The 12,931-nt window shown below is 70.2% G+C and carries 10 protein-coding genes and 1 pseudogene; 3 read left to right on the plus strand and 8 right to left on the minus strand.

The genetic code is table 11. The features are described 5' to 3' along the window. Positions 1 to 100: 100 nt before the first annotated feature. The 7 genes and pseudogenes from phzG to ACFTZC_RS19450 form a co-directional block, all read right to left on the minus strand. Positions 101 to 745: a phenazine biosynthesis FMN-dependent oxidase PhzG gene (gene phzG, locus ACFTZC_RS19420; protein ID WP_382891252.1), complete on the minus strand. Its 645-nt coding sequence runs from the start codon at positions 743 to 745 to the stop codon at positions 101 to 103. Positions 746 to 824: 79 nt separating this feature from the next. Further along, on the minus strand, positions 825 to 1,661 hold the full coding sequence (locus ACFTZC_RS19425; RefSeq protein ID WP_382891254.1) for a PhzF family phenazine biosynthesis protein: 837 nt from the start codon (positions 1,659 to 1,661) through the stop codon (positions 825 to 827). 75 nt (positions 1,662 to 1,736) lie between these two features. After that, positions 1,737 to 3,632 carry an anthranilate synthase family protein gene (locus ACFTZC_RS19430; RefSeq protein WP_382891256.1) on the minus strand — a complete coding sequence of 632 codons (1,896 nt, stop codon included), beginning with the start codon at positions 3,630 to 3,632 and terminating at the stop codon, positions 1,737 to 1,739. After that, positions 3,629 to 4,252, minus strand: a complete 624-nt coding sequence (locus tag ACFTZC_RS19435; protein WP_382891258.1) for an isochorismatase family protein — start codon at positions 4,250 to 4,252, stop codon at positions 3,629 to 3,631. Before ACFTZC_RS19435 ends, ACFTZC_RS19430 begins: the two co-directional genes overlap by 4 nt. Before the next feature lie 66 nt (positions 4,253 to 4,318). Continuing rightward, on the minus strand, positions 4,319 to 5,491 hold the full coding sequence (locus ACFTZC_RS19440; protein WP_382891386.1) for a 3-deoxy-7-phosphoheptulonate synthase: 1,173 nt from the start codon (positions 5,489 to 5,491) through the stop codon (positions 4,319 to 4,321). A gap of 40 nt (positions 5,492 to 5,531) precedes the next feature. Beyond that, the gene (locus ACFTZC_RS19445; protein ID WP_382891260.1) at positions 5,532 to 6,020 is read right to left on the minus strand and encodes a PhzA/PhzB family protein; all 489 of its coding nucleotides are present in this window, start codon (positions 6,018 to 6,020) and stop codon (positions 5,532 to 5,534) included. Between the two features lie 362 nt (positions 6,021 to 6,382). Beyond that, positions 6,383 to 7,030, minus strand: a pseudogene (locus tag ACFTZC_RS19450) (chorismate synthase); the annotation flags it as partial. A gap of 243 nt (positions 7,031 to 7,273) precedes the next feature. Here ACFTZC_RS19450 and ACFTZC_RS19455 point away from each other — a divergent pair. Next, entirely contained in the window at positions 7,274 to 7,753 is a 480-nt protein-coding gene (locus ACFTZC_RS19455; protein ID WP_382891262.1) for a hypothetical protein, read from the plus strand. A 945-nt stretch (positions 7,754 to 8,698) separates the two neighbouring features. On the opposite strand, the gene ACFTZC_RS19460 is transcribed toward ACFTZC_RS19455, so the two are convergent. Further along, on the minus strand, positions 8,699 to 9,847 hold the full coding sequence (locus tag ACFTZC_RS19460; RefSeq protein WP_382891264.1) for an IS701 family transposase: 1,149 nt from the start codon (positions 9,845 to 9,847) through the stop codon (positions 8,699 to 8,701). 337 nt (positions 9,848 to 10,184) lie between these two features. Between ACFTZC_RS19460 and ACFTZC_RS19465 the strand changes: the two genes are divergently transcribed. Together ACFTZC_RS19465 and ACFTZC_RS19470 are read left to right on the plus strand one after the other, a co-directional pair. Continuing rightward, a complete protein-coding gene (locus tag ACFTZC_RS19465; protein WP_382891266.1) occupies positions 10,185 to 10,337 on the plus strand; it encodes a hypothetical protein in 153 nt (50 codons plus the stop codon). 444 nt (positions 10,338 to 10,781) lie between these two features. After that, a complete protein-coding gene (locus ACFTZC_RS19470) occupies positions 10,782 to 12,860 on the plus strand; it encodes a TPM domain-containing protein (protein ID WP_382891388.1) in 2,079 nt (692 codons plus the stop codon). The last annotated feature ends 71 nt before the right edge of the window (positions 12,861 to 12,931 follow it).

The raw sequence follows: 12,931 nt of genomic DNA on the forward strand, positions 1-12,931 counted from the left end.
TCTTTTCCCCGAGGACATGGTTTTCCGGGCGTCACATGGGTGAGTGTGCGCGCCTCGCGCGGGGCCCACCAAGAGCGGACGGGGACTATGTCAGGTCGGTTCACGGCTGGAGGCGGTAGGGCGTCCAGCCGTCGTCGGTGCGGTCGTAGCACAGGCGCTCGTGCAGCCGGTCCTCGCCGTTGGCCCAGAGTTCCACGGTGTCGAAGCGCAGCAGGAAGCCGGCGTAGCCCTCCGGGCGAGGCAGCGGACCGCCGTCGGCGTTCTCCGTCCGTCGCCTGACCTCGGCGCGCAGCGCCTCGGGGTCGTGGAGTCGCTCGCTCTGCCGGGAGGCCACCGACAGGGGATGCGTGAACGGCGGCCGGGAGAACCACAGTTCGTCGGCGACGGTGTCGGAGAGCCGTTCCACCGCGCCCGTGACGATGATCTGCTGGGTCGTCTCGCGCCAGTACAGCGCTCCTGACGCCCAGGGGTTGGCCGTCATCTCGCGGCCTTTGCGGCTGTCGGCATGGGTGGCGAAGACGAATCCCTCGTCCGTGATCCGGTTCAGGGCGACCATCCGGGTCGAAGGACGTCCGCGGGTGTCCGCGGTGGCCAGCGCCAGCGCCCGGGGCTCGCGTACGCCGAGGCGCACGGCCTCCTCGAACCAGGCGCGGACGAGCGCCACCGGGCCGGCCGGCGGCTGGAGGAACTCCGGGAAGGAGATGTCGACGGTTCCCGTGAGGGTCTCCGACCTGGTCGTGTTCATGAGTGGTTGCCTCCGTTTGTCGGTGTTCGGTGTTGTGGTGACGGTGGGCCGGCGCGGGCCCGGGTCGCGGGCAGCCTTTTCAGACCTGGGCCGTGCCGTGGGCGAAGACAGCGCCGCTGCCGCCGACCTCGACCTCGGTGACCCGCTCGCCGGTGCCCTCGGCACGAGCGAGCATCAGGGAGGGGCGGGCGATCTCCACTCCCTGGAGGATCTCGATGCGCCTCCCGTACCCGACCAGACCGTGTCGGGCCAGGTGAACGGCGAGCGGTCCGGCCGCGGAGCCGGTCGCCGCGTCCTCGACGACGCCGTACGCGGGTGAGAACATGCGGCTGCGCCAGTGCACGCCCGATCCCGCGAAGCAGTTGGTCGCCATGTCGGGGAACCTGGCCAGCGCACGGTGGTCGGGGTCGAGCGCGGACAGTGCCTCGACGCTCTCCAGGCCGACGAAGACATGCCGGGGTCCGTTGCGGTAGATCTCCACAGGCAGGGTGGACTCCTTCATCCCCAGTGCGTCGAGGAGTTCGTCGGCGTGCGCGAACGGCTCCCAGGTGGGCACTGGCTGGCGCATCCGCGCGGCGACCGCTCTGCCGTCCGCGTGGTCCACGTCGAACGGGATGGCTCCCATCCGGGTCTCCAGCCGGAGTTCGGAGCGCCCTGTGTCGTTGCCCAGGGCGATGGCGGTACCGAGCAAGGGGTGTCCGGCGAAAGGCAATTCGTTGACCGGGGTGAAGATGCGGATACGTGCGTCCGTGTCGCCCTCCGAGGTGAGGACGAAGGTGGTCTCGGAGAGGTTCATCTCCCGGGCGATCGCCTGCATGTGCTCGGCGGTGATGTCGTCGGCGTCGAAGAAGACCGCCACGGGGTTGCCCCGCAGGGGCTCGGTGGCGAAGGCGTCCACGACCACGTATCTGTGCATATGTCTCTCCAACTGGTGGTGGGATGCGTGCGGAGCATCGGAGGCCGCCAAGGCACGTGCGCGGCACACCCGCGGTCATGGGCGCAGCAGGTCCCGCAACGCCGTGGCGACGATCCGTGGGCCGTCCTGGGTGAGCACCGACTCGGCGTGGAACTGCATGGACACGAAGTGCGGGCCGCGCAGCGCGTGTACTTCTCCGGTGCGCGAGTCCCGGCTGATCTCGACCACGCCGACGCCGTCGATCTCGGCCTTGTCGTCGTGGGCGAGGGCCGCGAACGTGTTGTAGAAGCCGACCCGCTCCACGTCTCCGAAAAGGTCGATCTCCTTCTGCACGCCCTGGTTGGGCGCCTCCCTGCGGCGCAGCTCGAAACCGAGCAGGAGGCTGAGCACTTGGTGGCTGAGACACACGGCGAGGAAGGGCCGCCCGCTTGCCAGCAGCGTGCCCACCGCGCGCCGCATGTGAGCGATCTTGGGGTCGCCGGTCTCGCTCGGGTCGCCGGGCCCGGGCCCCATGACCACCAGGTCGTACCCGTCGAAGGAGTACTCCTCGTCGAAGCGGCGCACGGACACCTTGAGCCCGCTGGAGCGCAGTTGGTGCGCGATCATCGAGGTGAAGGTGTCCTCGGCGTCGACCACCAGGACCTCTCTCCCTGCCAGGTCGGGCTGTGGCCGTCTGCGCTCGACGGCCTCGCGCAGCCAGAAGTCCGCGATACCGTCGTTGCGGCTCGCCAAGGCGGCACGGACTTCGGGGTGGGAGGCGAAGCGGGGGCCGGCACCCTCCTCAAGGGCCGCGATCAGACCGGCGGCCTTGGCCCGGGTCTCGGCCGCCTCCGTGATCGGATCCGAATGGCGTACGAGGGTGGCGCCCACCCCGATCCGCACACGTCCCCGGCCATCGATGTCGGCGGTGCGGATGAGGATGGCGGAGTCCAGGGAGCGACTGCCGTCGGCGTCACGGCCGATGAGAGCGGCGATGCCGCTGTAGTAGCCGCGGCCCTGCGGCTCGTGGCGTGCGATGACCCTGCAGGCACTCTCCAGCGGACTGCCGGTGACGGTCGGCGCGAACAAGGTCTCCCTCAGGATGTCCCGCACATCGCGGTCGGTACGGCCCTCGATGAGGTACTCGGTGTGCGCGACGCGTGCCATCTCCTTGAGGTACGGGCCGGTGACACGGCCACCGTCCGGGCACACCCGCGCCATCATCTTCAGCTCCTCGTCAACGACCATGTACAGCTCGTCGGTCTCCTTGCGGTCGGCGAGGAAGTCCATGACCTCGGGCAGGCTGGGGCCTGTCGGCGGATAGCGGTAGGTGCCGCTGACGGGGTTCATGACCGCGACGCCGTCGCGCAGGCTGATGTGGCGCTCGGGCGAGGCTCCGACAAACGTGCGAGTCCCGGTGTGGACGAGGAACGTCCAGTACGCCCCGGACTCCTGCTGGAGAAGCCGGCGGAAGAACGCGAGGGCGCTGTGCGGTCCGTAGTCCCCCAGATCGGCGACGAAGGAGCGTTTGACAACGAAGTTGGCGCCCTCGCCCGCGCCGATGGACTCCTTGACGATCCGGCGCACGGTGTCGGCGTATGTGTCGTCGTCCACGTCGAAGTGGCCGCCGGTGAGAGGGGTCGGCACGTCCGGAATGCGGGCCAGCGCGTCGGCGAGCCGAACGGTCTCCTGAGCGGTGACGGTCATCGTGATCAGCGGCGCACCGTCGTCCACTGCGGTGAAACCCCGCTCGGCCACCTGCCGGTAGGGCACGACCGCCAGTACATCGTGTCGTGCCCCGGCGGGATGCGCCACGGCGTCGGGCAGGTGGAGCTCGGCGAGCGACGCGACCTGAGCCACATCACCGACGAGCACCTCCAGGAGGTCAGGACCGGTGGTCTCCGGACGGTGCAGCAGGGCGTACGGACCCGGCCGCGCGCCCAGGACCCGGTCCAGTACGCCGTACGGCACGGGATCGGTGAGATCGGTCATCCGAGGACCTCCTTGGTGGTCACGACCACGGCACAGCGTTCGGCCGCGTACCGGAGGGCCAACAGGTGGTATTCCTCGGAGAAGTCGGCGACGGCGTCGGCGACGAGGAAGGGCTGGATGTCGTTCGTGTAGGCGTCGACGGCGGACATCAGAACGCCCACATGGGCATACACCCCGCACACGATCAGCTGGTCGCGGCCCGCGGACCGCATGCGCTGCAGCAGGTCGGTGCGGAAGAAGGCGCTGTAGCGCCACTTGGTCAGCCGCCAGTCCTCGGCGGCGGGCGTGAGTTCGCCGACGATCTCGCGGTCGACGGGGTCGGTCCGCATCCCCGGCCCCCAGAAATCTTCGAGGAGGCCGCGGTCCTGTTCCCCCATGCCGCCTGGCTGGGCCGTGTAAGCGACCGGCACACCGTGCGCGGCGCACCACCGGCGCACCTGCGCGGTGTTGCGCACGAGTTCGGTGCGTACGGCGTCCGGGAAGGGCTTGAGGAAGTAGCGCTGCATGTCGTGCACGAGCAGGACCGCGCGGTCGGCGCGAATGGACCACGTCGCGGTGTTGCGGGGCAGGTCTCCCGCTGCCGGAAGCGAGTAGGGGTCGATGGGCGGTATGCCGGTCATGGCCCTGGTCTCCAGTTCCTGGGGTCGCTGGCTGTCCGGTGGGGGAAGGAAGGCGGCTGCCGGTGATCAGCCGGTCCAGGCCGACACGACGCGCAGTGCCTGCCCCGGGTTGAGACGCGGGTCGCATCGGCTCGTGTATTTGTCGCCGACACGCAGCAGGCCGGCGGCGTCGGAGGCACACTCGGTGACGTCGTCCGGTGTCGTCTCCAGGTGCACTCCCGCGGCGACGCCACCCGAGGCGGTGACGGCGAGTTGGAAGTCGCGCACCTCGCGCACGATCGTGTCGACCATCCGGGTCTTGGTGCCGCACGGGGCCTGGACGGTGTTGCCGTGCATGGGATCGGTGAGCCAGTTGACCGGATGGCCCGCAGCCCGCACGGCCTCGACGAGCGGTGGTAGCCGGTCGGCCACGGCGTCCGCGCCCATCCGGGCGACAAGGGTGAGCCGTCCCGGGTCGCGGGCCGGATCGAGCCGTTCGCACAGGGCCAGCAATTCGTCGGTGGCCATGCCTGGGCCGACCTTGCAGGCAACCGGGTTGAACACCTGTGAGAGCAGGGCGACATGGGCGCCTTCGACCTGGCGGGTGCGCTCACCGATCCACGGCAGGTGGGTGGAGCTGAGGTAGCACCGGCCGGTCTCGTCACGTCGCAGCATCGGCATCTCGTAGTCGAGGAGCAGCGCCTCATGACTGGTCCACACCGGCGCGTCGATGCCTGTGCCCGCGACCGGCCGCTTCCAGCCAAGGTGCTCGACGATGTCGTTCGCCGCCATGTATCCCGCCAGGATCCGCAGCGGATCCGGCCGTCGGGTCTCCGGATGGGGCTCCAGGCCATTGACCATGTCCCCGCGATAGGACGGGACCTCTACACCGCCGCACAACTCGGTCGGCCGGGAGCGCGGCTTGGCGAACTGTCCGGCGACACGTCCGATCCGCACCACGGGCTTGTGCGTGGCCAGGCGCAGAGACCCGGCCAGGAGGTCCAGCACCGCGGCTTTACGGGCCACGTAACCGGTGGTGTGCTCGTTCACGTCCTCCGCGCAGTCGCCTGCCTGTACGACCAGAGCCTCACCAGCGGCGACCCGGGCCAGGAGGGAGTACAGGGTGCGGATGTGCTCAGCTCTGACGAGCGGGGGCCGCGCCTCCAGGGTCTCGCGCACGCGCCGCACCTGGGACGCGTCGGTCCATTCGGGCTGTTGCAGAGCCGCGCGGGTTTCTATTCCGCGCAGGACTTCCTCCATCGTTTGCTCCATCGTTCGCTCTCCCATCATGAGAACCCGGTCAGGTGGGTATTCCCTCACGCCGTACGGAGGGCACGGGGATTCCGAGGGCGCGCAACTGCTCATTGGGGTTCATGAACTCACGCTGCCGCTTGATCAAGCCGTTCTCGAACTCAAAGGAATGCAGGAAGTGGTTCTTGTAGTAACCCTCCGGGTAGCCGGGAAAAACGATTTTTCCCTCACCGTCGCATTCCACCCAGAAGAAGTTCTGGTCCTGTGTCTCAAAGATCCTGACGTTCTTCCACTCCCAGTCCGGGAAGCACTTCAGCGACCACACCGCGTGCTCACCGAGCCGGTCCCGGCCGTGCGTCATGATCGGCTGCCCGGTGTCGTTCGTCCAGAGACCGCCACTGCCCTCCTCGGCAAAAAGAAGATGCCGCCGCAGCCGGTCCTCGCCTTTGGTTCCCATGTACTTCTCGACGATCGCCCGATTGCGACGGCGCACTTCCGCCGCGTCGCCGGATTCCGAAGAAAGCACGAAATCGGACATACCTGTTTCCCTTCGATGTGAATGGATACTGAAATCTGGTCCGCCGGCCGGGGAAGTCCTGTGATGCGGACTTTGCAGAGCCGAGCGAGGCAAGCGCTCTCGCCTACGACGAAAAACCCTCCCGGAAATGGTCTGGCTCTTCCCGGCAGGAATGATGGTCTTGGCGTGCGTCACACGGACGGAATCCGGCGTCGTCGACTCAGCTGCTGGTCGACATCACCGGCGAACAACGAGAGCCCGGCAGGCCGGCCGAGATGCTCCGGTGCCGAGGCCGAGAACGGTGCCAGGGAGGACCTCTCCCTTACGGCCGGGGTGAGCTTGCCGAGCCCCGTCGGGTTCGACCAGGACGACCAGCGGCCCGCTCAGCGGATGGCCAGTTGGTCGAAGTACGCCTGCGCGTTCCGACGCGTCTCCGGCATCCTGTCGACACCGGACTTCTCCACCACCACGTCCGCCGGCACCAAACGACCATCACCTCGCGACGATCCCGGCCGCCGGAACGGCACACCCGTCCGAGCGCCGGTGATGCTCCGCAGTGGCCTCACCCGTCGCCACGTCCACCGTCCGCAACGCCCAGGGCGCTGTCGCGATCGGCTTCATTCGCCGCCCGCACCCGCGGCAGCTCACCCGCCGGTCGGCAGCGCGCCCTCGGTACCGCCCGAGCGGCCGATCACCGCCGGATGCCCTCATCCGTCGACACGGTCTCGTCGCCCTCTTCGACCCGACACCCGGGCGCGCTCGACATCGTCACCGGCCTCGACACCCTGGACCGCTCGGATCCTCATCAGCGCAGCCTCCGGCCGCGCGTCCAGCAGCCCGGCCCACGTGCGAACCGAGGCTCACCGGCACGCTGTACGCCAGCATTTCGGCCACCCCACCGAGAGTGCCACCGTCCGTGTGGGCCCGTCGATCTCCGTGACCACCGTCTTCGATGCGTCCGGGTCCAGGCACCGCACCGGATCGGTGTCCGGCCTCTCGACGTCGGTCGGCCTCGGGCAGGCGCCGCCCGGCCAGGTGGTCCGCCACCATCTCCATGGTGATCGGCACGCCGCCGGCAAGGCCCACCGGCGTGGCGACGAGTGCGGGACCGTGGGGCTCCGCCGTGGTCGGCCGACGCAGCCTGCTCACGCCGCGCCTCGCGCCGTGCGTGCGTGCGCGTCGGCCAAGGCCTTCCGCTCCTCGGCGCGCAGTGGTTCGTCATGCGGCCGACCGCGCGGAGGCTGCAGTCGGGGTATCCACGGAAAGATGCCGGCGTGCTCGACAACCTGGCGCTGTCGTTGCGGCACAGGGCCCAGATCGCGGCTCAGCCGGTCCCGTACGTCTCGGACGGTTTCCGCGGACAGCCCGGGCCCACGGACCGGTTCCCGAGGGAAGGGGCTTGGGTCGACGGCCGCCCGCGCGGCGACGCGGCGACAGCCCTCAGTGGTGCCGAGTGGCCGTACGCTGCCGTCCCTGCCGACCCCCCGGTCGCTCAGTCCGGTGCGCTCCACGGCGGCTCGGTCCGACCGGTGCGAGTGAGATACGAGAATGCGGACGGCGGCGAGCCGGTGCGTGCCGTCGACACCCCTCTTCGCCAGCCGGCGCACCAGGACCGGCTCGATGTCATGTCCGGACTCGAAGGGTCCACGGACGTGGGGCTTGTTCTGCCGCTGGGTGTGAGGTACGCCGGACGGCTTGAGCTCAAGCGTCGCGATGGGCACCGGCCGGGAAGGGCCCGCGGCAGCGGTGGGTAATCGGCTGGTCAGGCCGACGGCAAGATCCATGAAAACGCTTTCCCCCTTGGCTTGTGAAGCTCCGCGTGAAGCACTGCACAGATCATGCGGTACGCGCTGAGACACGCCAACGAAGAATGCGATACTGTGTCAAGTTTGCCGGAGTACGTCAAGTCCCCCTCCGACCTGCGGAATCCGCGCTGCAACACTCTGCCGGCCGGGCCCGGAGCAGATCTTCGCACAGGACCGGATTCAGAAGATTCGCTGGTAGCCGTAGGACCTGTGGTACGTCGTGCGGCAGGCGTCGGCTCGCTGCGCAAACAGCGTGTCCGTAGCGGTCGGACAACAGCCGAACGACGAGTCAACCGCTGACGGCCGTGGTCCTTCCCGGTGCACGAGGCGGTTGAGCGCCCGCCCAGCATCACCGCTTCCGTCCACGCACACACGGGCCGCGGGGCATCTCCGTCAAGTCGCCGGCAGTACCCGAGGCCGCTGCCGCGGATCTGAAAAAGTGTGCGGCAGGTCGTTGCGGAGGACGGGCCGACGAGGGCAGGCCCGGTGAGAGAGGAAGAACTGTGCCGGATCCGGGCGAGCCTTCGGTCACCATCCCCCGCCAAGCGCAGCACCAGTTCGGAGCGGAACGTACGCCAGGGACAGATGGTCACCGGCCGGCCCGGTGCGGGGGGCGGCGTCTGTCGGAAACCGGCGGATCCTCCGGGCACCTTGTTTCACCGGGCGGGCGGGATTGCCGCGGCCCTGCCGCACGACCCGATGACCGGCACAGCGTTCCCCTCGTGCTCGACAGCCGTGTCCGGCAGGCCACGACGGCCCTCAGTTCGAAGGCGAGGAGTACTCAGGGGGCTATGGCTCCCTCGATGCGGCCGGAAGACGGACCGGCCTGCAGATGAGCGAACCGCTGTGGGCGGAACATCCGAGTGAACGGAGACCGGGCCGTCGTATGGAGCGTTACGCGCAGTCGGTCAGGCTTCTGGCTGGGCTGTTACCCGCGAGCACCACGACCGCATGGGCCGCAGAAGCCAGTGTGATGTGCCGGTGCCAACCGCGGAACGACCGCCCCTCGAAGTCCTTGATGCCGACCTGCTCGCCGATCTCCGCCAGGTCCCGGCGGGCCCGCCCCGCCAGCTTGGTCATCCGCAGCAGCACTCCGGCCGGTACGGAGGCCATGTTGGTGACCCACATGGCTGTCGGCGCGTGCCCGCTGTCCTCCCACTCACCCAGCAGCACCAGATCCTCGCCTCCGGCGCCGACACGGCTCAGGCGCGCGGACTTCGCCGCGCCCACGCGTACCGTGACGGCCGTCGAAGTGCGTCGGACACAGGGCATTCCGGCCGGGTCGGCCCACTCGACAGGGCGGCCCAGTCCCCTCACACCCGCAAGGATCTGCTGGGCTCCGAGCGGCCCCCCGCCGTATCCGGGCAGGGCGGGATCGCGCATCGTGAGCAGGGAGGCGCCGTCCGCCCTCACCAGCACCGGCACGCCCGCGCGAGTGAACCGGCCGACAGTGGCCGCGATATGTGCGACGTAGGTGTTGAGCACCACTGGCCGCACCGGCACCCGCCACGAGGTCATCGTCGTCAGGACGGCGGAAGAGGCGCACTCCTCCTCCGTCTCCTCGTCGACGGCCTCGGGAATCTCGGCCCGCCGCCGCCGGTTGTCATCAAGCACCCAGGTCTGCGGAAGGTGCAGCCGCCAGTGCACAGGCACGCTGAAGGATTCGGAGGCGTACCACACACCGAAGGCGTGCTGGCCCCGGAACGCCTGCCCCATACAGGGATCGAACACCTCATCAACACCGACGGACTGATACCCGGCCTTGAGGATCGGCATGGACCGCACCACCCATGCCTGGGGTGCGCTGACCTCCTCCAGATGGGCGGCGAGCGCCTCCCGCACCGGCACCCAGTCCCAGGTGGAGCTGCTGATGAAGTGATGGAGACTCTGCTCCGCGCCAGGACCGCCGACATGGGCGGCAACGTTACGGATCGACTTACGGCCACTCGTGCTCAGCAGACCACGTAAGTACTGCAGACCTTTCTCCCGCTGATCCCGTCTGACCAACGAGGCGAGCAGCACATCGGCCAGTTCCCGGGTCATTCCTTCCCACTCGTCCACAAGACGATCGGCAGCGAGCCGCGGCCGCCGGTGTCCGAAATTCAGGTCTTTCCCCAACACACCCATGGATGCCCCCCTTGATGCTGCGATAACGGTCCGCGCACTCATTGCCATCTGCCCGCTACCGGCCGGTGCACGAGACGCACAGAACCCGAAATGCTCCCTCCAACTGGCCACCTGGCCACCCGGCCGCCACCGGCCTCGGGGCGTGACCCACCTCGCGTGTCGGTGGAGGGAGAAGCAGCCCGATTCTGCGCCGGACCAAACCAGGTACCGCGCACGCGAGTTCATCGACGGACGAGTAATAACCGTACACTGGATGAACACTTCGGGCACCTGCAATTTCCTGCGCGCCCATCCGTTCCGCTTCCCCGCCTGGGCCTTCGGATTCCAGCTGAACCTTGATCTGCGCCGCATACTCGACAATTACCCTTGGACGTCAACGCCCTTGGCGAATGAGATGTTCAAGTAGTACACGCAGATGGCTGCTGCACCAGAGCGTGTCTCGGCCAGGGAAAGGACGCGCTCTTGCCGGTCGCGATGCCGGTCACCACAACCTGAGTAAAGCTGCGGCGACGCAGGTGAAGGTCGAGGCCGGCGCCACGGCAGGATCGCCGCCGAGCGGCAGCCCACCGACGGAGGAGAAAGAGACCGCCGAAGTCACCCGACCGGCCCAACCGCCACCCGCCCCGCAGCAGAACCGGGAACCACCACACGACGCGGACCCACTCCCGCACACTCATCAGTGCCCGGAACCCACTTGTCCGGCAGCAGTTCCTCCCCCTCACCAGTCCGGTCGCGAGCCCACCGATGCGGACATAACCTCCGAACTGTGACGTCCCTCGTGAGCCGCGCCCGGCCGCGCCGCGCCCGGCCCCGCACCGTCGGCCGGAGCGTGGCCGCGCTGCTGACCCTGATGGTCATGGCGTGCGGGCCGGTCCTGACCGGGGCCCGGGACGCCCGCGCCGAGGACCCGGTCACCCTCTCCCGGCAGGGGCAGATCACCGACAAGGTGGGGGCCCTCGACGGTCTCAGGAACGAGGTCACCGCGGCGCTCAACCACCTGTACGACACCAGCCGCGTCCAGCTCTTCGTCGCGTACGTACGGGACTTCTCCGGCCGGTCCGCCCAGAGCTGGGCCGACGCCACGGCCACCCGCAACGGCCTCGGCCAGGGCGACATCCTGCTCGCCGTCGCCACCCATGACCGGCAGTACGCCTACTCCGCCGACACCGGCTCCGAACTCACCGCCGCGCAGCTCGCCGATGTCGCCAGGACCGCGATCGAGCCGGCGCTGCGGCAGAACGACTGGGCGGGCGCGGCGATCGGCGCCGCCGCCGGGTACGGCGCCGTACTGACGGGCCGCCCCGTGCCCACCCCGGCCCTCACCCCCGGCGAGGCCGATCCGGGCGGCGCCGCGGCCGACGGGGGCGCGGCGACCAATCTGGTGCTGCCGGCCGTCGTGGTGGTCGGCGTGGCCGCGGTGGCCGCGTACACCTTCGCCAAGCGCAGCCGGCGGGCCAGGGCGCGTACGACACCCGGCGGGGGCGCCACGGGCGGGCGGTGGGGGGACGGTTCCCAGGGCCCCCGGGGCCGGCCGGGCCCCCCGGAGACCCCGCTGCCCGAGCTGGACTCCGCGGCGAAGCGGCGGCTCGTCGAGACGGACGACGCCCTGCGCACCAGCCAGGAGGAACTCGGCTTCGCCACCGCGCAGTTCGGGGAGGAGGCGGCGGCGCCCTTCACCGACGCGGTGGCGTACGCGAAGGGCGAGCTGACCGTGGCGTTCCGGCTGCGCCAGGAGCTGGACGACGCGTATCCGGAGGACGACGCGACCCGGCGCCGGATGCTCGACGAGATCATCGCCCGCTGCACGGAGGCCGACAACCGGCTGGACGCGGAGTCCGAGGCGTTCGACCGGCTGCGGGCCATGGAGCGGAACGCGCCCGGGGCCCTCGCCGCGGCCCGGGCCGCGTTCCGCGAGTTGAGCGGGCGGGTCGGCACGGCGCGCGCCACCCTCGCGGAGCTGCGCGAGCGGTACGCCGCCTCGGCGTCCGCGCCGGTCGCGGACTGCCCCGCGCAGGCGGCGGACCGGCTGGTCTTCGCGTCGGACAGCCTGGACACGGCGGGCGGTTTCGTGGAGTCGGGCGACAACGGGCGGGCCGCCGTCCACGTACGGGCCGCCGAGGGCGCCGTGGGGCAGGCGGCGACGCTGGTCGAGGCGGTCGAGCGGCGCGCGCGGGAACTCACGGAGGCGGCCGGGAAGCTGCCCGGCGCGCTCACCGAGACCGAGACGGATCTCGCGGACGCCCGGGGCCTGCTGAAGGGCACTCCGGCCGGTGTGCCCACGGCCGACCTCCAGGGCCGGATCGGCCGCGCGGAGGCGGTGACGGCCGAGGTGCGGCGGGCGGTGAACGCGGGACCGTACGACCCGATCGACGCCCTGCGCCGGGTCGAGGAGGCGGACGCGGTGCTGGACGAGGCGCTGACCGGGGCGCGGCGGCGGGAGGAGGGCGAGCGGCGGGCCGGTTCGCTCCTCGACCAGGCGATGCTGACGGCGCGTTCGGCGATCGGCGCCGCCGCCGACTACGTCACCACGCACCGCGGCGCGGTCGGCAGCCAGGCACGGACCCGGCTGACGGAGGCCCAGCGGCGGCTGGAATGGGCCCAGGCCCAGGCGGGCTCCGGCGCGACCCAGGCGGCGCTGGCGGAGGCGCAGCAGGCGGACGCGCTGGCCCGGCAGGCGCAGGACCTCGCGGAGCGGGACGTGCTGTCGTACGGGAGCCACTACGGCGCGGGCGGCGTACGGGGCGCGGGCGGCGGCGTCGGCGGGGCCATGCTCGGCGGCATCATCCTCGGCGGCCTGTTCGGCGGCGGACGCGGGATAGGGGGCGGCGGATTCGGCGGCGGATTCGGCGGGGGGTACCGCGGGGGCGGTCCCGGCAGCTTCGGCGGCGGCGGGACGCGCGGCCGGATGGGCGGCGGCGGCCGGTTCTGACCTTCCCCATCATCCCGTGCGCACGACTTCCTTCCTACCTATGCGTACGACCCTTCCCACAAGGAGCGGAG

It is taken from the genome of Streptomyces sp. NPDC056987, from assembly GCF_042673865.1.
Classification (GTDB): domain Bacteria; phylum Actinomycetota; class Actinomycetes; order Streptomycetales; family Streptomycetaceae; genus Streptomyces.

Coding starts and splice junctions, on each gene's coding strand:
- phzG (WP_382891252.1), bottom strand. CDS start 745: ATGAACACGACCAGGTCGGAGACCCTCACGGGAACCGTCGACATCTCC.
- ACFTZC_RS19425 (WP_382891254.1), bottom strand. CDS start 1,661: ATGCACAGATACGTGGTCGTGGACGCCTTCGCCACCGAGCCCCTGCGG.
- ACFTZC_RS19430 (WP_382891256.1), bottom strand. CDS start 3,632: ATGACCGATCTCACCGATCCCGTGCCGTACGGCGTACTGGACCGGGTC.
- ACFTZC_RS19435 (WP_382891258.1), bottom strand. CDS start 4,252: ATGACCGGCATACCGCCCATCGACCCCTACTCGCTTCCGGCAGCGGGA.
- ACFTZC_RS19440 (WP_382891386.1), bottom strand. CDS start 5,491: ATGGAGGAAGTCCTGCGCGGAATAGAAACCCGCGCGGCTCTGCAACAG.
- ACFTZC_RS19445 (WP_382891260.1), bottom strand. CDS start 6,020: ATGTCCGATTTCGTGCTTTCTTCGGAATCCGGCGACGCGGCGGAAGTG.
- ACFTZC_RS19460 (WP_382891264.1), bottom strand. CDS start 9,847: ATGACCCGGGAACTGGCCGATGTGCTGCTCGCCTCGTTGGTCAGACGG.
- ACFTZC_RS19465 (WP_382891266.1), top strand. CDS start 10,185: ATGAACACTTCGGGCACCTGCAATTTCCTGCGCGCCCATCCGTTCCGC.
- ACFTZC_RS19470 (WP_382891388.1), top strand. CDS start 10,782: ATGGTCATGGCGTGCGGGCCGGTCCTGACCGGGGCCCGGGACGCCCGC.